This is a genomic window from Flavobacterium sp. ABG (assembly GCF_001027725.1).
Classification (GTDB): Bacteria; Bacteroidota; Bacteroidia; order Flavobacteriales; family Flavobacteriaceae; genus Flavobacterium; species Flavobacterium cupriresistens.
The window spans coordinates 46,445-66,425 of sequence record NZ_LEKS01000026.1 but is presented as its reverse complement, the minus strand read 5'-3'; the positions used below and the strand labels follow the sequence as shown (position 1 = coordinate 66,425).

Sequence of the window (19,981 nt, the reverse complement as noted above, 5' to 3'; positions counted from 1 at the left end):
AAAGTAGCTGTTATCGAATTAAACGACAATCAATTGCATGATGTTGACGGCGGAAGTACTCCGGCATGTTATCTAGTAATTAGCTTTTTATTGGCTAAAGCCCTGTAATTAACCCCTTAAAAATTTAAAAGATGAAAAAACAAAATGCAATCAACAAGTTAGCTTTTAATAAAGTAGCTGTTATCGAATTAAATGACAATCAATTACATGACGTAGACGGTGGAAGCACTCCGGCATGTTATTTAGTAATTAGCTTTTTATTGGCTCAAGCCTTAGACTAATTATTTGGTGTAAAACAAAACGTGAACAACAAGCTGTATTAAAATAAATAGCAGTTACAAAATTATATGTCGGTTAAATGCATCAAGTTGATGGTGGAAGCTCAGCTTTTTACATTCCGGATCATATCGGTATGACGATATATTCAATATAATTTTGAACATGTTCTCCTTCAAAAAGCATTATCGGTTTTACTGATAATGCTTTTTTTTATGCTTTTTGCTCTTAAAACAGACCTCAGACAGCTTTAGCACTAAATCATTCCAAAGTAAAAATAATACACTGTAAATCAATAAGTTAAAACTTAAAAAGAATGCTATTTTTTATAAAAATGGGTATTTTTCATTTTTTTCTTCCTTAAATATTAGGTTCATTTGTCCTGTAATTAATACCGATACCGATGAACGATAAAGAAATTTTCCCAGAAGAGATTTTAAACAACACAGTTGAAAGTCATATTGTTAAACACAATAAAAAAACATCACGTTTATTTGTGATTACGTTTATGGCTCTTTTAGTTGCTTTTATCTCACTTCCTTTTATATATATAGACATCTATACAACAAGTAGAGGAACGATAATCCCACAGGAAAAGAAGCTGACTCTTTACTCTCCTATAAGCGGTAAAATCTCCTTTTTTAATGTTGAGGAGAATAAGAAAATAAAAAAAGGAGATACGTTACTGATCATAGATCACAACATATTAAAAGAAAGAGAAAACTTAAATACGATTCAGAGCTCAGAAAATTCTGTTTACTTAAATGACCTGAAGAATTTAATTAACAGAAATTACAGCCATGTACAATCCGATCAGTATAAAAGAGAGCTTTTAAAACACCAACAGGAATTGTATAATCTGGATATCGTGGTCAGAAACACCCAAACCGATTTTGACCGAAAAGAACATCTTTACAGAAAAGAAGTCATATCGAAATCGGAATTTGAAAAAGCACAATTGGAACTGGATAAAATTAAGAATGACCGAATTAATCTGATCAAACAAACAGAATTGTCCTGGCAAAAAGAATACACACAGTTGAGTCAGGATAATAAAAGCATCCATTCCAATCAGAAACAACTTAAAGAAGAAGAGAATAATTACATCATAATTGCTCCAATTGACGGTGAATTGATCAATATGCAGGGCTTTCATAAAGGAAGCGGAATCGCAGCCGGGAACCCAATTGTAGAAATTTCTCCTGATAAAAGCATTATTGTAGAGACTTATGTAAATCCTTCTGAAATAGGTTATTTAAAAGAAGGTGGTGATGCGATTTATCAAATAGATGCCTTTAATTCCAATCAATGGGGATTTGCAAGAGGAACAATCTTCGAAATAAGCAAGGACATCCTTATCGTAAATAATGAACCTTACTATAAAATAAAAAGTAATCTGCAATACAATAGTTTAACCCTTAAAAATGGAGCCAAAGGAAATCTGAAAAAAGGAATGAGTTTAACAAGCCGTTTTTTCTTAACTAAAAGAACTGCATTTCAGTTATTATTTGACAAAGTAGAAGATTGGTTTAATCCTTACAATAGCAAAAATGAGTAAAATAGAAATAAAACAACATGATTTTTCAGATTGCGGAGCGACTTGTTTAGCTTCAATTTCAGAGCATTATAATTTAAGCCTGCCTATTTCGAGAATTAGACAATATGCAAGTACCAATCAAAAAGGAACAACATTATTAGGATTAAGAGAAGCTTCAGTAAAATTAGGATTTCTTGCCAAAGGCGTAAAAGTTGGATTTGAAGGATTAAAAGACGTGCCATTACCGGCGATCTTACATGTCCTGATAAAAAAGGACGGGCATGAGTTCCCTCATTATGTTGTCGCTTATAAAATTACCAGTACCTATATCCAGGTAATGGACCCACAGTCGGGTAAGTTGGAAAAAAAACCATTAGCAGATTTTGAAGAAATATTCACAGGTTACGCTTTAATATTAATTCCTGACGAAGATATTTTTAAAGAAAAAAACGAGAAGATATCCAATTTCAGAAGAATATTATTTTTACTGAAACCTCATAAATACATCTTGTTGCAAGCCATTATCGGAGCGGTTTTATACACTTTACTAGGTTTTTCGGTTTCGATATATGTAGGTAAGATTACCGATTTTGTACTGGTGAGTGGAAACAAAAGTTTGCTGAATCTAATGAGTATTATTGTTATTGGTTGTTTGCTGCTTCAAATTTTATACAGTGTTTTAAAAGATGTCTTTATCTTAAAAACAAGTCAGCAAATCGATTCCAGGCTAATTCTAGGGTATTACAAGCACCTTTTTACAATGCCTCAAAAGTTTTTTGACACTATGAGAATTGGTGAAATCATGTCAAGAATAGGCGATGCTGTAAAAATACGCGCTTTAATAAACGAAACTGCTTTAAGCATTTCAGTAAATGTACTAATCGTATTTTTTTCGTTTATTTTTATGTTCTCGTTCTATTGGAAACTGGCCCTGATTATCTCGTTGATCATTCCGTTTTACGTGATTATTTATTTAATTGCAAACAAGTTGAATAAAAAAGCAGAACGCGAAATAATGGAGAAAAATGCGTTTTTGGAGTCGCAACTGGTAGAATCGATAAAAAATATTGGAACCGTTAAACGATTGTCTTTAGAAGATTTTTCAAAAATAAGAACAGAAATAAAATTTATTGATTTACTGAAAAGCATCTATAAATCCGGAATGAACGGAATTTTTGCAAGAACTTCTACTGATTTTATTTCCCGATTGTTTACAATCATTCTTTTATGGGTAGGAACGTATTATGCGATAGACGGTGAAATTACTCCCGGAGAATTGTTCTCATTTTATTCGATCATAGGATATTTTACGGGACCGGCCTCACAATTAATCGGAACCAATCAGGCCATTCAGAATGCTATGATTGCCTCAGACCGTTTGTTTGGAATAATGGATCTTGACAGAGAGGAAATGGAATCAAAAGTGCAACTGACAAAAAGTAACTTTGATGATATTAAGTTTAAAAACATTGATTTCTCTTATGAATTAGGACGTTATATTTTTAAAGACTTAAATCTGACAATCAAAAAAGGACAATTTACAGCATTGGTCGGGGAAAGCGGAAGTGGAAAAAGTACGATTGCCTCCTTAATTCAAAATATTTATAATCCAAAAGAAGGGAAAATATTTATTGGAGAATATGACTTAAATTACATCTCGAAACCAAGTATTAATGCACTTATTACTACAGTGCCTCAAAATGTGGAGCTTTTTGACGGAACGATTGCTTTTAATATTTCTATTGGAGAATCAAATCCCGATATGGAGAAAATTATTGAAGTAAGTAAAAAAGTAGGTGCTTACGATTTCATTGAATCTTTGCCAAACGGTTTTAATACTTATCTGGGAGAGTTTGGTGCAAATTTATCGGGAGGAGAGCGACAAAGAATTGCTTTTGCAAGAGCGCTTTACAAAGATCCGGAAGTACTTATTCTTGATGAAGCTACTTCGGCACTTGATTCTGAATCGGAATTGGTGATTAAAAAATTAATTGAAGAGCTGAGCGAGCAAGGCAAAACCATTATTGTGATTGCACACAAATTGCAGTCGATTAAAAAAGCAGACGTTATTTATGCCTTCAAAAAAGGAGAAATCGTCGAATCAGGCTCTCATGACGAGCTTATGGATAAAAAAGAATACTATTATAGAATGTGGAATAATATAATTGTTTAATAAGGAAATTTAACAAAAATGAAAAATTACTCTTTTACAAAAACGGCTATCGTAAGAACTCCAATTGAAGAAAAACAAACGGATCTTACCTGGGAAAAAATCAAAGAAATTTTTTCTAAAAAAGAAAACAGAGAAGCTTTATTTATAGGTTCACCAAATATTTATAAAGCAATGCTTTTGTGGGAGAAAGGCGAAGCTTTTCAAACCGAGGAAGAACTTAAAAACTTAAAAGGATCCTTGTACAAATATGCTTCAAGATTGTCAAACAGAAGCACGCCTTTTGGAATGTTTTCTACAGTTGCAGCGGTAGATTTAAGTGCAGAAACCAATCTTAATATTGCAGGAAGCACATTTGGAAGATTTACCAAATTTGATATGTATTTCTTAGGAAGCTTCTTGCCGGTTATTGTAAACAATGATGCCATCAAAGCCGTTTTAAAATTCTACAGCAACAATTCGATTTACACAGTGTTTGATAAATACCGTTATGTTGAATATTATTTTAAAGACAACGTAAGATTTCATAAAATTTCTGAAGTTGAAAAAAGCGATTACTTAGAGCTTATATTCGAAAAAGCCAAAAATGGAGTGGTAGTAAGCGAATTGGCCGAACTACTTGTTTCTGATGAGATTTCTTTGCAGGATGCCAATGAATTTATTGACACACTTATTAAAAGTCAGTTTATTGTAACCGAACTGGAATTTACCATTACCGGAGAAGATTATTTTGAGCGATTGTTGCGTGTACTTTCTGAAGAGCGATTTGACTTTTACGAAGCAGACGTAATCAAAGAACTGATCACTAATTTAAAAGCCAAAATCAATTTCCTCGATACCAATAGCAGTAACGATCCAGCTTTGTATACAGAGATTCATGAGTTGGTAAACGAAGAATTAGAGCATGTAGATGTTTCAAAATTATTTCAGGTAGACAGTTTCAGAAAAATCGAGAATGGTTCTATCAGTTTTAAAACGCTTAAGAATTTGCGTCCGGCGTTAAGTGTTTTAAACAAACTGCAATCGAGTTCAGAAAACGGCCATTTAAAAGAATTCAGAAAAAAATTCCTGGAGCGATTTGAAGAGTATGAGCAACCTTTGGTAAGTGTTCTGGATCCGGATATCGGGATTGGGTACGGAAAAATATCAGGAGCAAAATCGCCTTTAGTGGAAGATTTATTAATCAATTCAGGTCAATCGGGTGTCAATCAGATCTCGATGGATGCTAAAAAAACATTTCTGTTAAAAAAGCTAATCCACGCGACAAAAAACAATTTACAAGCAATTGATTTGTTGGATGAGGAAATCAACAAATTTGAAGAAAATGAATCTTTATATCCGGATAGTTTTTCGGCATTTGTAAATGTATTTCATGAAAATGGAGTTGAAAAAATCAATCTAAAAACGGCAAGTGGGCCGTCTGCAAATGGGTTAATAGGCAGATTCAGCCATTTAGATACCAAGATTCTGGATTTATGTAATGAAGTTACAACTATAGAAAATGAGTTGTATTCTGATAAAATTGTAGCAGAAATTGTGCATTTACCACAAGCAAGAACAGGAAACATTCTGTATCGAAACTTTCAGAGAGCATATGAAATTCCGTATTTAGGAAATGCTTCGGTAGACAGCGATCACCAGATTAAGATTGAAGACCTGTATGTTTCCGTAAAAGGAGGAAAAATTGTTTTGCGTTCAAAAAGACTGAATAAAGAAATAATCCCGAGATTGAGTAATGCCCATAATTTTGCTTCGAATGCCTTACCAATCTATCATTTCTTGTGTGATCTTCAGAATCAAAACTCTTTCGGCTTTGGTTTTGGCTGGGGAGCCTTACAAAATGAGTTTGATTTTCTGCCAAGAGTAAATTACAAAGACACCATTTTAAGCAGAGCAACCTGGAATATTACTAAAAGTGAAATTGAAAGTATACTAGCGGTTGGTGAGTCTAAAACGGTTGAATTTATTCGCGATTTCAGAGAAAAAAGAAACATTCCTGATTTGATCTATGTTTCTCAGGGAGACAATGAAGTGTTGATTAATTTCAATAATGATTTGAGCTGTAATGTTTTTTACTATATGTTGAAAGGGGAGACTTTCATTCAATTAAAAGAATTTTTATTTGCGGAAGATACCATTACAGGAAATTATTGCAATGAAATCATCTTTACCGCTCATAAAAATATTGCCAAAAAAGAAGAAACTTCTATTGCAAACCAATTTGTTTCAAAAGAAAATCAAGAGGGTGTAGCGACTTCATTTTCAATAGGTGAAAAATGGCTTTACTATAAATTTTATTGTGGAGAAAGAGCCGGTGAAGAACTCCTAAACAGAGCGATCAATCCTATTATTGAAGAATTACAATCAAAAGATTTAATTGAGAAGTGGTTTTTTATCCGATACTACGATGTACAGGGGCACCACATCAGATTCCGTGTTTTATTAAAAAACAGCAATTTATTTACCGATTGTATTCAAACGATAAGACAACATATTGAACCTCTTGAAAAAACAAGAATTATCTGGAAAACACAAACCGATAATTATCTGAGAGAGTTACAACGCTACGGTTATGAGGCTATCGAAGAAACCGAATCTTTGTTTTTTAATGACAGCGCCTGTACGTTAAAATTCACCGATATGATCGAAGGAGATTCCGGAGAAAAAATTAGATGGATGTTTGCCTTATTGTCTATAGATCACTTTTTAAATGATTTTGGTGTAAAACTGGAGGGGAAAATCAAATTGTTTAATGTAGCTAAAACCGGTTTTGGAAAAGAATTTAACCGCTCAGGCCGTCTTAACAAACAAATTAATGAAATGTTTGTAAAGTATGAATTTGATATAGAATCTTTCTTAAACCCGGCTGTTATGGATGAAATGTATGCGCCTTTGATTGAGATTCTGGAGGAGCGTTCCGAGAAAAATGTATCGCCTGTAAAAGCAATAAAAGCGATAGACAAAGAGCACCGTTTACCAACTCATCTGGATAATATAATGTTGAGTTATGTTCATATGATTTGCAACCGAATCTTTTTAACAAAACACAGAATTCATGAAATGGTTGTTTACGACTTTTTATATAAATATTACAGCAAACAGCTTCATACCGGTAAAAACGAGAAAACGAAAGAAGTAACAGAATTAATATCTTAAAAATATGAGAGCACTGGCAGTAGTAACTTCTTCCTTATTTGATAAGATTGAAGACCATAACAAACACTTACTTCGTATTGATAATGTGGAAATTCCTTTGGCGTTTGTCGAAGGAAATTTCCCTGATTTTGATGCCGAATCAGATCAACATGCCAATTTTGTATTGGTAAAAAAAGTTAGTTTTTCCTTAAATTACAGAGATTTAGGCATTGTAGAAAATGCCTGGCAGCGATTAAAAGGGGCTACTATCGATACTTTTTACCCGATCGGGTCAGATTTTGCAGGGCATGTAATCGCAATTGGTAAAAATGTTACGAGTTTGTCTGTTGGAGATTTGGTAATCGGAAACTGCTTCTATCCGGAGGCCGAAAACGGAGCAATGCCCGGAATTCCGTCCAATCATTCAAGTAAAGAACATGAAATTTATCATTACGGAAAATTGGTAAAAGTACCCTCTTATCTCACAGGCGTTGAGGCCGGTGCTTTAGGAATCGGAACACAAACGGCTAATGCCATGATTCGAAAAGCCAATATTAAAAAAGGAGATAACGTACTGGTAACCTCTGTAACGTCAAACACCTCTTATTTTTTATTAAACGCGCTTTGGAATATGGACTGTAATGTTTACGGCTTATCCTATTCCGGAAAAAATATAGCATTAGTACGCGAACATTTTCCGTTTATAAAAGATATTTTCGCAGTAAAAGAAAAAAATATTCCCAATACATTGTTGATAGATGTGGTGCTGGATTCTTTTTCAGACACGTATTTAGAGCTTTTATTACCTCAGTTAAATATTAATGCCCGTTATTTGACTTGCGGTATTTTTAATCAATCGATAGGCAAGTTAAAAGAGGTTAAACCAACCAATTTAACCCTATTGATCGCCAATTTAATGATGCGAAATATCAGTTTTATAGGCAATTGTCTGGGTACAACTCAGGATTTAGTTTCGGGTTTGGAATTTTATGAAACAAAAAAACTATTAGTTGATTCCGTTTTCACAGAAGAAGATTCGTTGTCTGATTTTATTTTAAAGTCGTTTAACACAGAATCGGATAAATTTGGAAAGGTAATCTACGAATACAACGAAATCGAAGAGGAAGCGGAGGTTTAATAGTTGTTTCTAAACCAAACCTTTTGCCATTCCCTTTTTAAAATTAGAAAAGAAACTTGTTCGGCCAGGAGTACCAAATCCGATCCGTCAAGTTTTTTTATTTCGGTTTCAGACACATCGATAATGTACAGCAGATTCAAGTATTCGGCAAATTTGTACTGAATCATGCGGTAGATTTTTTCGTGCAGCTGAATTTTTATTTCATCAGGAGAAATACTTAACGGAAAATCGATTCCTTCGTTGGCTAAATTAAAATCCTTATTAATCTGTTCAATTAATTTTAGGTACAAAGCCTCGGTTTGGGCTTGCTGGAGTAATAGCTCAGTTGATTTTGGAGCGATGAAATTCATACAGTTTTCTTTTTATTTTCCCAAACACCTACAATCTTCGCCAGCAGCACATCTCCGCCCGCATAGACAAAAACGGCGCCCATTGGCGGATTTGAAGTTGGGATAACTCCAAACACATTCGGGACCCAAGTCCAACATTTAAAATAAGTGCCTACCAGCTCTATAAATATAACACAAAAGGCTATAAAACAATAGAGATTCTGCCAACGTTTTCTCTTCAAAAGTACAAAAAACAGAATGCCGAGAAGCAACGAAAAATAGTCCTTTAAAAATAAAGCAACACTTAAAAATAAAAGAGCAAAAAAGGAGAGGAAATATTTTCTTAAATAAAGTTCTTTAGAAATGGACCATTCGGTATTGGCAAAAACATAACCGGAGACGTAAACAATGGCATGTCCAAAAGGAACGTATAAAGGAATTGCCGGAGTTCTGTACGAGTACATTCCTAACAGAGTACAGAAAAGTAACTCACCAATATAAGAAAGTCCAAGCATTACGAGCATCAATTTCCTTAAATAGGAGTTTGATGTAAAATAAAAACCGGCAAAATAAAGGATGCACAATACGTTGGTCAGCTGTCTGCCGTCAAAATAATGTTCGGTAAAAAAGACAGAATCGATCCCTAATGCCAGAACAGTAAAAAACGGAAAACCTAATGCAAAAAGGAATTGCAGTTTTGCATCATTTCTTTCGGAATTAAAAATAACCGCTTCTATTTTGTCCATCAGATCGTTGTATTGAAAAAGCAGCTTTTACTTTTAAAAGCTACACTTTTCTGCCCATTAAATTTTCGCCAAAGGTTTTTAAAATGTTTTTCTTTTCTGCGCTGATATTTATTTTTTCTAAAGTTTCAAAAGCTTTAAAAGTATACATTTCTATCGCTTCCTGTGTTGCTTTTGAAGCACCCGATTCATTAAAAATGGCTTTCGCTGTTTCAATTTTAGCCGTATTGTCGTCAAGTTGTAAGCCGAACAAATTTTGCAGTTGCAAAGCTCTTTCCTTAGAGGAGAATTCTATTGCTTTTAAGTATAAATAGGTTTTTTTATTTTCTATGATATCACCCCCAACTTGTTTTCCAAAAGTTTCCGGATCTCCGAAAGCATCCAGAAAATCATCCTGAAGTTGAAAGGCCAGTCCTAAGTTAAGTCCGAAGTCATAGATTAAATCTGCCTCTTGTTCAGAAGTTTTGGCCACAATTGCCCCCATTTTCATGGCAGCGGCTACCAAAACTGCTGTTTTATATTCAATCATTTTAAGGTATTCCGGAATGGTTACATTGGTTCTGTTTTCAAAATCAACATCCCATTGTTGTCCTTCGCAAACTTCAAGAGCGGTTTTGCTGAACAATTTTGCCAGGTCTCTGAAAATCGTCGGCTCGTATTGTTCAAAATACTGATACGCCAGAATTAACATGGCATCTCCCGATAGAATTCCGGTATTCAGATTCCACTTTTCATGTACCGTTTCTTTTCCTCTTCGTAAAGGAGCATCATCCATAATGTCATCATGAACCAGCGAAAAGTTATGAAAAACTTCAACCGCCATAGCAGCCGGAAGTGCTGTTTTGTAATCGGCATCAAAAACTTCTGCCGCCATTAGGGTAAGTACAGGACGCATACGTTTTCCGCCAAGACCTAAAATATATTCAATGGGTTCATAAAGATCTTTGGGTTCTTTATTGATGCTTTGTTTGTTTAAATAACTAATAAAGAAATCCTGGTACTGACTAATATCGTGCATAAAATGAAATTCTGATTTACGAAGTCCAAAGATACAATTCAATTATGAATAATTAGTTCTTAAATTTTAAAAGGAATTATGCATTAAAAACAGCGTTTGGAGCAGGTAATGCACAATACATCAAAAAAAATATAAAAAAACTTGGAAACTTTGTTGGTGTTTAAAGTTTCCTGTTTATATTTGCACCGCAGATACGGAAACTCAGGAAACTATAAAAGTTTCCACGTAGGAGTTCGAGTAATGTGTTAACACAGTAAAATCAGGTATTTATGAAAACAACATGGACCATAGATTCTAGTCAATCAGATGTTTTAATAAAAATGAGACATTCGATAATTGCTTACTTAGGAGGAACTACAAACAAATTTGACGGTTATGTAGATTTTAAAAACAATGAAATTGAAGATGCTTCTGTTGAGTTTTTTCTGGATATAAACAACCGAAATGATAGTTTCCAGCAAATGGACACCCATTTACAGTTGAATGATTTGTTTAACGTAAACGAACATCCAATTATTAGTTTTAAATCGACCTCTTTTCAGAGAGTGAGTAATAATATTAATTTTTTCAAAGGAGATCTGACAATAAAAGATGTAACGAAAGTGGTAGAGCTTGATGCTGAGTTTATTGGAGTTAATTCTTATGATGGTAAACAGAAAGTCGCTTTTGAAATTACCGGAAACATCAAACGCCAAGATTTTGGGTTAGATTATAATTCGTTTAACCATAACGGAGGTTTGGCATTGGGAAAAGATATGAAGCTTATTGCCAATTTAGAATTTAGTATATAACTGTTATATAGTGAACAAATTAATGTAAAATTATTACAAATTTATTGGAAACTATTTTCGTAATAAAAGTTTCCAAATTATATTTGTAGTACAATTTGAAAATTAAAATGAAAGAGAAAATCATATCAAAAGCAAGTGAATTATTTTTAAAACTAGGTTTTAAAAGTGTTACTATGGATGATATTGCAGGGGAAATGTGTATTTCTAAAAAAACGATCTACAAGTATTTCTGTAATAAAGAGGTTTTAATAGAAGAGAGTACTTCATTGGTTCATACACAAGTACATCAGATTATTGATTCTATAGTAGCAAAAAACCACAATGCAATTCATGAGAATTTTGAAATCAGAGAAATGTTTTGTGAGATGTTTAAGAACAATATTGATTCTTCCCCTATTTATCAGTTAAAAAAACATTATCCGGAAATATACCATAATATAATGAGTCAGGAAATTGATTTGTGCAGTCAATGGTTCAGAGATAATATTGCAAAAGGAATCGAGCAGAATTTATACAGAGCAGATTTAAATGTTGAGGTATATGTGAAATTCTATTACATTTTGATTTTTCATATCAACGAAAATACAGTCTCAGAAAAAGAGGCACAAAGCATAGAATTAGAAGCTTTGGAATATCACACCAGAGCCATGGCAACAGCAGAAGGCATTGTCGAATTAGAAAAACAACTTAAAAAATTTACTACTTAATCATCAATCTATGAAAAGAATCATTCTTATATTTTTGTGTTCCATTGGCTTAAGTGCCAACGCACAAGTCAAAACACTAACCTTAAAAGAGGCTATTACCTACGCGCTTGAGAATAAAGCCGACGCTAAAAAGTCTAAATTAGAGGTTGAAAAAAGTGAATATCAAATTCAGGAAGTACGTTCCAGAGCCTTGCCTCAGATTACAGGAAATGGAAACTTAACTTATAACCCAGTCTTACAAACAAGTGTGATCGACGGAGCAGGATTTGGACAACCGGGAACGACTATTCAAGCTACTTTTGGTCAAAAATGGACTTCGGGAGCCGGAATTTCTTTGACTCAGGCTTTGTTTGATCAATCTGTTTTTACAGGATTGAGAGCAGCAAAATCTACTCGTGAATTTTATCAGATCAACGATCAATTAACAGAAGAGCAGGTAATTGAAAGAGTAGCAAACAATTATTATTCTGTTTATGTACAACGCGAAAGATTGGTTTTATTGGACAGTAACTATGTAAATACGACTAAAGTACGTGATATTGTTAAAGGTCAGTTTGATAACGGTCTTGCTAAAAAGATCGATTTAGACAGGATTATTGTAAAAATGTCAAACATTAGTACAGAACGTCAGCAAATCTTAAATCAGGTTCAGTTACAGGAAAACGCATTGAAGTTTTATATGGGAATGCCTATCGAAACTCAAATCGAAATTCCACAAGAACAATTCGAAGTTACGATTCACGCTTTGACAGAAGAGCCAAATATGGCCAACAGAACAGAATATTTGCTTTTGAAAAAACAAGAAGAATTGTTAACCTTTCAAAAGAAAGCGGTTATGGCAGAGTACTATCCGACACTTTCTTTAGTTGCAGGCTATAATTTTATTGGTCAGGGTCCGGAAATGCCTCTTTTTGCAAAACCTAGAGATGGAGTATACTGGTCTGATTACTCAGCAATCGGAGTGAATTTAAAAGTGCCGATTTTTACAGGATTCGGTACCCGTGCTAAAGTAAGAAAGGCAGATGTGGATATCAGATCACTTCAGGAAGATATTAAAGACACACGTCTTTCTCTTGACTTAGATTACAGAAACGCAAAAACTCAAATTGAGAATAACCTTGTAACAATCGAAAATCAGAAAGAAAATATGCGATTGGCAAGCGAGATCTTGAGCAACACAAAAAACAATTACCTTCAGGGATTGGCATCATTGACCGATTTGTTAGATGCTGAAAATGCATCACTGGAAGCGCAAAACAATTATACCAGAGCAGTTTTAAATTACAAAGTTGCCGAAGTAGCATTAATCAAATCAAAAGGCGAACTTAAATCTCTTATTAAATAACTATACACAAATGAAAAAAACTATTATAACTATCGTAATCATAATTGCAGCATTAGCTCTGATTGGATTTGTCTTAAATAATAATAAGAAGGAGAATAAAGCTAAAACAGACATTGTTGCAGAGAAAAATGCAGCGGTTTCAGTAAAAGTAACTCCTGTAAAAACAGAAGAAGTTTCGTTGGATTTCGTGGCAAACGGAAACTTCCAACCAACTCAGGAATTGACTTTCTCTGCTGAAAAATCAGGAAAAGTAATCAGTGTTTTGGCTAAAGAAGGAGACTACGTAAGAGTAGGTCAAACTTTACTAACGGTAAGAGGAGATGTAATCAATGTAAATGCACAAACGGCTGAAGCAGCTTATTTAAATGCAAAATCAGATTACAGCAGATACGAAAATGCTTTTAAAACCGGTGGTGTTACAAAACAACAATTGGATCAGGCAAAATTGGCTTTAACCAATGCACACTCTAATTATACAGAAGCAAAAATTAATGTGGGTGATACAAGAGTAAAAGCCCCTATTAACGGATTTATCAATAAAAAATATATTGAACCGGGTTCGATCTTAGCAGGTATGCCGGCAACAGCATTGTTTGATATCGTAAATGTTTCTAAATTAAAATTGACGGTTACGGTAAACGAAAACCAAGTAGCAAGTTTGAAAAATGGAGACAATGTAAACGTAACAGCCAGTGTTTATCCGGATAAAACGTTTTCAGGAAAAATTACTTTTGTTGCTGCAAAAGCAGATGCTTCTTTAAACTTTCCTGTTGAAATTGAAATCGCAAATAACTCGAACAACGATTTAAAAGCAGGTATGTACGGAACAGCAAATTTTGCATCCAAACAACAAAAACAACACTTAATGGTTGTACCTAGAAATGCATTTGTTGGAAGTGTGAGCAGTAATGAGATTTTTGTAGCGCATAACGGTATTGCAAAATTAAGAAAAGTTACGGCTGGAAGAATTTTGGGTGATCAGGTAGAAATTATCAACGGATTGTCTGACGGTGAAACTGTAATTACTACAGGTCAAATTAACTTACAAGACGGAAATACAGTCGAGATTATTAAATAATTTAAAGCAATAAGCTATAGGCCGTAAGCATTAAGCTTATTGCCTAAAGCCTACAGCATAAAGCAAAACAAATGAAATTAGCCGAAATATCGATAAAACGTCCGTCGTTAGTAATTGTATTGTTTACGATTCTAACACTTGGTGGATTGTTCAGCTATAGCCAGTTGGGTTATGAACTGATCCCGAAATTTGAACAAAATGTGATTACGATTTCTACTATTTATCCCGGAGCTTCTCCGAGTGAGGTAGAGAATACCGTAACCAAGAAAATAGAAGATGCGATCGCATCCTTAGAAAATGTCAAGAAGATTGACTCGAAATCTTATGAGAGTTTGTCCATCGTGTCGATTACGCTGACCTCTAATGCAAAAGTCGATTTTTCGATGAATGATGCACAGCGAAAAATTAATGCCATCATAAGTGATTTACCGGAAGATGTTAAAACACCGGCGCTGACCAAATTCTCGCTGAGTGATTTACCAATCATGACGCTTGGAGCAAATGGTAAAATGGATGAGGCAGAGTTTTACGACTTAATTGATAAAAAAATTGCGCCTATTTTATCTCGTGTACAAGGGGTAGCGCAGGTAAGTATTATTGGTGGTTCTGAGCGTGAGATTCAGGTGAACTTGGATGCATTAAAAATGCAGGGTTACGGACTTTCGATTCCACAAGTACAACAGAATATTTTGACTTCGAATTTGGATTTCCCTACAGGAAATATTCAGACTCGTGATCAGAAAATATTAATTCGTTTAGCGGGTAAATATAAAAGTGTTGAAGAATTAAGAAACTTGGTAGTGTCTTCTCAAAACGGAATTCAAATTCGTTTAAGTGATATTGCAGATGTACAGGATACTCAAAAAATTGCAGAGAAAATATCTCGTGTAGATCAAAAAAGTGCGATTGTTTTGCAAATTGTAAAACAGTCAGATGCCAATGCCGTAGCGGTAAGTGAGCAATTATTGAAAACGATTGCAACTCTTGAAAACGATTACAAAAGCAATCAGTTAAAACTTGAAGTAGCAAAAGACAGTACTATTTTTACATTAGAAGCAGCAGATTCTGTTGTACACGATTTATTAATTGCGGTTGTTTTGGTTGCGTTTGTAATGTTGTTCTTCTTGCACAGTATTAGAAACTCGTTGATTGTAATGGTGTCTATCCCGGCCTCTTTGATTGCCACTTTTATTGGTATTTATTTAATGGGATATACGTTAAACTTAATGAGTTTATTAGGATTGTCTCTTGTTGTTGGTATTCTGGTCGATGATGCGATTGTGGTCCTCGAGAATATTTACAGGCATATGGAGATGGGTAAAAGCAGAATTCGTGCTTCGTACGATGGAACTGCTGAAATTGGTGGAACAGTAACTTCGATTACATTGGTAATTGTGGTGGTATTCTTGCCGATTGCGATGAGTTCTGGTTTAGTATCTAATATTATTACACAATTTTGTGTTACCGTAATTATTTCAACTTTACTGTCACTTTTAGCGTCATTTACAATTATCCCTTGGTTATCATCTCGTTATGGTAAATTAGAACATATTGAAGGAAAGAATTTATTTGGAAGAATTATTCTTGGTTTCGAAAGCTATTTAACACGTTTTACCAACTGGGTTTCTGAATTATTGACCTGGTGTTTGGATCACTATATTAAAACTTTTGCTGTAGTAATTGTATTGTTCTTTGCTTCAACAGTTGGATTAATGGGAGGTGGATTCATCGGTGGAGAGTTCTTTGCTTCTTCTGATAGTGGGGAGTTCTTAGTTCAAATCGAAATGCCGAAAGACGCTTCGTTAGAGCAAACCAACTTCATGACTCAAAAAGCGGAAGCATACTTAAAAGGACAAGAATACGTACACAGTCAGATTACAACGGTAGGACAAACCAGTGAAGGTTTTGGAGCATCGCAAGCTACAGCATACAAAGCAGAGATTGACGTTAAGATGATCGAACAAAAAGATCGAACAGACGATGCCAACGTTTATGCTGCTAAAATGAAGCGTAAACTGGAGAAAGTATTAGTTGGAGCAAAAGTAAAAACAGTTCCGGTTGGTATCTTAGGTACTGCTGAGGATGCTACTTTAGGATTGATCGTAACAGGTCCGTCAACTGAAAGTGCGATGGCCTTTGCTAAATTAGCGGAAGCTGAGTTACGTACTATTCCTGGAACAACAGAGATTAAATTAACGGTTGAGGACGGAAATCCTGAAATCAACGTTAAGGTTGATCGTGATAAAATGGCTGCCTTAGGACTAACACTTCAAACAGTTGGTCTAACGATGCAAACGGCTTTTAGTGGAAACACAGATGGTAAATACAGAGCCGGAGAATACGAATACGATATCAACATCAGATACAATGCTTTTGACAGAAAAAGTATCAAAGATGTTAGTAACTTGATTTTTATTAATTCAGCCGGACAGCAAATTAAATTATCTCAGTTTGCTTCTATTACAGAAGGTTCAGGACCTAGCCAGTTAGAGCGTAGAGATAAATCTGCTTCTGTAACGGTAAAAGGACAAAACGTTGGGGTTCCTTCCGGAACAATTGTTACGCAATGGCAAGCCAAACTGGATAAACTTAAAAAACCAACCGGTGTAAACTACATCTGGGGAGGTGATCAGGAAAACCAAAGTGAAGGTTTTGGTACTTTAGGAATCGCTTTACTAGCAGCTATTATATTAGTTTACCTAGTAATGGTGGCACTTTATGATAGTTTTGTTCACCCGTTTGTGGTATTGTTTGCGATCCCGCTTTCGTTTATTGGTGCGATGTTAGCGTTGGCTTTGACCAACAATTCATTAAACATCTTTACGATTTTAGGTATCATCATGTTGATTGGTCTGGTGTGTAAGAATGCGATCATGCTTGTCGATTATACGAATCAGCGAAGAGCTGCCGGAGAATCGATCAGAACCGCATTAATCCAGGCAAACCACGCTCGTTTACGTCCGATTTTGATGACGACAATTGCGATGGTATTCGGTATGTTCCCAATTGCATTAGCGTCAGGAGCAGGAGCAGAGTGGAAAAACGGATTGGCTTGGGTAATTATCGGAGGATTGATTTCTTCGTTATTCTTAACCTTGATTGTAGTTCCTGTAATCTATAACATCATGGAGAAAATCATTCATAAATTCTCTAAAGGTGAAAAAATCGATTACGAAGCTGAAATGGTAGCAGATTATGTGCCAACAGAAGTAAGTGAAGATGGTTTTAACCCGAAACACACGCACTAAGAATTTAAATTCCAATATTTTAAATTCCAAATTCCAAATTCCAAATTTTAAATTAGGAGTTTCGTAATAGAAAGATCCCAAGTTCCTTAATTGGAATTTGGGATTTTTTATTGAATTAAATAAGTTGGAATTTGAGAAAAAAGGGGCTTCGACTTCGCTCAGCCTGACACTTGGGGAGAAAAAAACTTTGCGGCTTTGCGACTTTGCGAGAGACATTTTGAGGCTAAGAGGAGAGGCTTTTATGGAAAACCATACACTAAGGGTTAAATTCCAATATTTTAAATTCCAAATTTTAAATTAGGAGTTTCGTAATAGAAAGATCCCAAGTTCCTTAATTGGAATTTGGGATTTTTTATTGAATTAAATAAGTTGGAATTTGAGAAAAAAGGGGTCTTCGACTTCGCTCAGCCTGACACTTGGAGAAAAAAAAACTTTGCGGCTTTGCGACTTTGCGAGAGACATTCTCAGGCTAAGAGGAGAGGCTTTTATGGGAAACCCACACACTAAGGGGTAAATTCCAATATTTTAAATTCCAAATTCCAAATTTTAAATTAGGAGTTTCGTAATAGAAAGATCCCAAGTTCCTTAATTGGAATTTGGGATTTTTTATTGAATTAAATAAGTTGGAATTTGAGAAAAAAGGGGGGTATTGAATTAAATAAGTTGGAATTTGATAAAAAAGGGGTCTTCGACTTCGCTCAGCCTGACACTTGGGGAGAAAAAAACTTTGCGGCTTTGCGACTTTGCGAGAGACATTCTGAGGCTAAGAGGAGAGACTTTTATGAAAACCAGTACACTAAGGGTTAAATCCCAATATTTAAATCTCAAATTCCAAGTTAGGAGTTTCAGAACAAAATGATCCAGGACTTCTTCAATTGGAATTTGGAATTTTTCATAACCATCAAATAAGTTGGAATTTTACAAAAAAAGCCCTTCCTTTTTTTGTTTATTTGTATCACCTTACTAAAAAACAGCTATGTTACAAAAAAATAAATCTGCGGCTATTGGTTTTATTTTCATAACCATGTTAATTGATATTACCGGATGGGGGATTATTATACCGGTAATTCCGAAATTGATTGAAGAATTGATACATGGTGATATTAGTGAGGCCGCAAAAGTGGGAGGCTGGTTGACTTTTGCCTATGCCATAACACAGTTTGTGTTTGCTCCCGTAATTGGTAATTTGAGTGATAAATACGGACGTAGACCGATTCTCTTAATCTCTCTTTTCGGGTTTTCATTAGATTATCTTTTGCTGGCTTTTTCGCCTACAATCATATGGTTATTCGTGGGACGTATCATTGCCGGAATTACCGGAGCGAGTATTACAACGGCTTCGGCTTATATTGCCGATGTGAGTACTCCCGAAAACAGAGCTAAAAACTTCGGACTGATCGGAGCTGCTTTTGGTTTAGGATTTATTATTGGTCCGGTTATCGGGGGATTATTAGGGCAATATGGTTCCAGAGTTCCTTTTTATGCAGCTGCCGTTTTGTGTATGGTGAATTTTTTATATGGCTTTTTTATCTTGCCGGAATCTTTAAAGAAAGAAAACCGCAGAGCTTTCGACTGGAAACGAGCAAATCCGGTTGGTGCTATTTTAGGTTTAAGAAAACATCCAACCTTAATTGGACTTATCTCCGCGATATTTTTGTTGTATGTAGGTTCCCATGCCGTACAAAGTAACTGGAGTTTCTTTACGATCTATCGATTTAATTGGGATGAGCGCATGATCGGAATTTCATTGGGAATAATTGGTTTACTCGTAGGAGTGGTACAAGGAGGATTAGTACGATGGATCAATCCAAAAATAGGAAACGAAAAAAGTATCTATATCGGTTTGGCTTTATATACTGTCGGCATGTTGTTGTTTGCATTTGCATCTGAAAGCTGGATGATGTTTGTGTTTTTAATTCCGTATTGCCTTGGTGGAATTGCCGGACCAGCATTACAATCTGTGGTGTCCAGTAAAGTATTACCAAGTGAACAAGGAGAGATACAAGGAACGTTAACGAGTTTGATGAGCGCTTCATCGATTATTGGACCTCCAATGATGGCGAACACTTTTTACTTTTTTACACATGACGATGCTCCTTTTAAATTCGCGGGAGCTCCCTTTATTCTGGGTGGTGCTTTAATGTTACTGAGTACGATCGTAGCTTATTTTTCATTAAAAAAACATGCTGTTTCAAAAGTAGAAACTAGACCGACGACAGAAACTAGTCCGGCGACAGAAAGTATACCCGCCACTGAAACGATTTCAATAAAAGAATAAACTAGAAATAAAAAGAGCCTTCATTATTCAAAATGAAGGCTCTTTTTTTATTGTTGTCGGAAGATTATGAAGTAAAGCTGACAGGTTTCAAAAACCTGTCAGCTTTATTTTTAAGGTATTTAAGAATATTGTTCTTGGAAGGAAATTTTAAAAATAGCCACAGATTAAAGGATTAGATAATCTGTGTA

Annotated in this window: 14 protein-coding genes; 11 read left to right on the top strand and 3 right to left on the bottom strand. The window is 34.8% G+C overall.

Annotated elements, in window-relative coordinates; genetic code table 11:
* Positions 1 to 131: 131 nt before the first annotated feature.
* The 5 genes from AB674_RS22905 (at position 132) to AB674_RS20270 (ending at position 8,256) form a co-directional block, all read left to right on the top strand.
* Positions 132 to 281, top strand: a complete 150-nt coding sequence (locus tag AB674_RS22905) for a class I lanthipeptide (RefSeq protein ID WP_165579401.1) — start codon at positions 132 to 134, stop codon at positions 279 to 281.
* A gap of 398 nt (positions 282 to 679) precedes the next feature.
* Complete coding sequence (locus AB674_RS20285; protein ID WP_047779114.1) at positions 680 to 1,834, top strand: HlyD family secretion protein; 1,155 nt, start codon at positions 680 to 682, stop codon at positions 1,832 to 1,834.
* Positions 1,827 to 3,986, top strand: coding sequence for a peptidase domain-containing ABC transporter (locus AB674_RS20280; RefSeq protein WP_047779113.1), 2,160 nt, complete (start codon positions 1,827 to 1,829; stop codon positions 3,984 to 3,986). The genes AB674_RS20285 and AB674_RS20280 overlap by 8 nt, the downstream gene beginning before the upstream one ends.
* 18 nt (positions 3,987 to 4,004) lie before the next feature.
* Entirely contained in the window at positions 4,005 to 7,139 is a 3,135-nt protein-coding gene (locus AB674_RS20275) for a lantibiotic dehydratase (protein WP_047779112.1), read from the top strand.
* Positions 7,140 to 7,143: 4 nt separating this feature from the next.
* Positions 7,144 to 8,256, top strand: a complete 1,113-nt coding sequence (locus AB674_RS20270; protein ID WP_053004344.1) for a zinc-binding alcohol dehydrogenase family protein — start codon at positions 7,144 to 7,146, stop codon at positions 8,254 to 8,256.
* Here the strand turns inward: AB674_RS20270 and AB674_RS20265 are convergent.
* The 3 genes from AB674_RS20265 to AB674_RS20255 are packed head-to-tail and all read right to left on the bottom strand — an operon-like array spanning position 8,253 to position 10,346.
* On the bottom strand, positions 8,253 to 8,606 hold the full coding sequence (locus AB674_RS20265) for a hypothetical protein (RefSeq protein WP_047779111.1): 354 nt from the start codon (positions 8,604 to 8,606) through the stop codon (positions 8,253 to 8,255). The genes AB674_RS20270 and AB674_RS20265 overlap by 4 nt on opposite strands.
* Complete coding sequence (locus tag AB674_RS20260) at positions 8,603 to 9,331, bottom strand: hypothetical protein (RefSeq protein WP_047779110.1); 729 nt, start codon at positions 9,329 to 9,331, stop codon at positions 8,603 to 8,605. Before AB674_RS20260 ends, AB674_RS20265 begins: the two co-directional genes overlap by 4 nt.
* 40 nt (positions 9,332 to 9,371) lie before the next feature.
* Positions 9,372 to 10,346 (bottom strand): polyprenyl synthetase family protein, encoded by a 975-nt coding sequence (locus AB674_RS20255; RefSeq protein ID WP_047779109.1) that lies wholly within the window; start codon positions 10,344 to 10,346, stop codon positions 9,372 to 9,374.
* Positions 10,347 to 10,615: 269 nt separating this feature from the next.
* Here AB674_RS20255 and AB674_RS20250 point away from each other — a divergent pair, with 269 nt between their 5' ends.
* The 6 genes from AB674_RS20250 to AB674_RS20225 all read left to right on the top strand — a co-directional run bounded on the left by AB674_RS20250 (position 10,616) and on the right by AB674_RS20225 (position 19,793).
* Entirely contained in the window at positions 10,616 to 11,137 is a 522-nt protein-coding gene (locus tag AB674_RS20250; RefSeq protein ID WP_047779108.1) for a YceI family protein, read from the top strand.
* A 107-nt stretch (positions 11,138 to 11,244) separates the two neighbouring features.
* Positions 11,245 to 11,844 (top strand): TetR/AcrR family transcriptional regulator, encoded by a 600-nt coding sequence (locus AB674_RS20245; protein WP_047779107.1) that lies wholly within the window; start codon positions 11,245 to 11,247, stop codon positions 11,842 to 11,844.
* A 10-nt stretch (positions 11,845 to 11,854) separates the two neighbouring features.
* The gene (locus AB674_RS20240; RefSeq protein ID WP_047779106.1) at positions 11,855 to 13,189 is read left to right on the top strand and encodes a TolC family protein; all 1,335 of its coding nucleotides are present in this window, start codon (positions 11,855 to 11,857) and stop codon (positions 13,187 to 13,189) included.
* Positions 13,190 to 13,199: 10 nt separating this feature from the next.
* Positions 13,200 to 14,267 carry an efflux RND transporter periplasmic adaptor subunit gene (locus AB674_RS20235; protein WP_047779105.1) on the top strand — a complete coding sequence of 356 codons (1,068 nt, stop codon included), beginning with the start codon at positions 13,200 to 13,202 and terminating at the stop codon, positions 14,265 to 14,267.
* Positions 14,268 to 14,338: 71 nt separating this feature from the next.
* Positions 14,339 to 17,515, top strand: a complete 3,177-nt coding sequence (locus AB674_RS20230) for an efflux RND transporter permease subunit (protein WP_047779104.1) — start codon at positions 14,339 to 14,341, stop codon at positions 17,513 to 17,515.
* Between the two features lie 976 nt (positions 17,516 to 18,491).
* Positions 18,492 to 19,793, top strand: a complete 1,302-nt coding sequence (locus AB674_RS20225; protein WP_082210685.1) for a TCR/Tet family MFS transporter — start codon at positions 18,492 to 18,494, stop codon at positions 19,791 to 19,793.
* Positions 19,794 to 19,981 lie beyond the last annotated feature (188 nt).

What these genes read in the sequence shown, in the direction of transcription:
- AB674_RS22905 (WP_165579401.1), top strand. Translation starts at nt 132, where the DNA reads ATGAAAAAACAAAATGCAATCAACAAGTTAGCTTTTAATAAAGTAGCT.
- AB674_RS20275 (WP_047779112.1), top strand. Translation starts at nt 4,005, where the DNA reads ATGAAAAATTACTCTTTTACAAAAACGGCTATCGTAAGAACTCCAATT.
- AB674_RS20235 (WP_047779105.1), top strand. Translation starts at nt 13,200, where the DNA reads ATGAAAAAAACTATTATAACTATCGTAATCATAATTGCAGCATTAGCT.
- AB674_RS20270 (WP_053004344.1), top strand. Translation starts at nt 7,144, where the DNA reads ATGAGAGCACTGGCAGTAGTAACTTCTTCCTTATTTGATAAGATTGAA.
- AB674_RS20240 (WP_047779106.1), top strand. Translation starts at nt 11,855, where the DNA reads ATGAAAAGAATCATTCTTATATTTTTGTGTTCCATTGGCTTAAGTGCC.
- AB674_RS20265 (WP_047779111.1), bottom strand. Translation starts at nt 8,606, where the DNA reads ATGAATTTCATCGCTCCAAAATCAACTGAGCTATTACTCCAGCAAGCC.
- AB674_RS20245 (WP_047779107.1), top strand. Translation starts at nt 11,245, where the DNA reads ATGAAAGAGAAAATCATATCAAAAGCAAGTGAATTATTTTTAAAACTA.
- AB674_RS20250 (WP_047779108.1), top strand. Translation starts at nt 10,616, where the DNA reads ATGAAAACAACATGGACCATAGATTCTAGTCAATCAGATGTTTTAATA.
- AB674_RS20255 (WP_047779109.1), bottom strand. Translation starts at nt 10,346, where the DNA reads ATGCACGATATTAGTCAGTACCAGGATTTCTTTATTAGTTATTTAAAC.
- AB674_RS20225 (WP_082210685.1), top strand. Translation starts at nt 18,492, where the DNA reads ATGTTACAAAAAAATAAATCTGCGGCTATTGGTTTTATTTTCATAACC.
- AB674_RS20260 (WP_047779110.1), bottom strand. Translation starts at nt 9,331, where the DNA reads ATGGACAAAATAGAAGCGGTTATTTTTAATTCCGAAAGAAATGATGCA.
- AB674_RS20280 (WP_047779113.1), top strand. Translation starts at nt 1,827, where the DNA reads ATGAGTAAAATAGAAATAAAACAACATGATTTTTCAGATTGCGGAGCG.
- AB674_RS20285 (WP_047779114.1), top strand. Translation starts at nt 680, where the DNA reads ATGAACGATAAAGAAATTTTCCCAGAAGAGATTTTAAACAACACAGTT.
- AB674_RS20230 (WP_047779104.1), top strand. Translation starts at nt 14,339, where the DNA reads ATGAAATTAGCCGAAATATCGATAAAACGTCCGTCGTTAGTAATTGTA.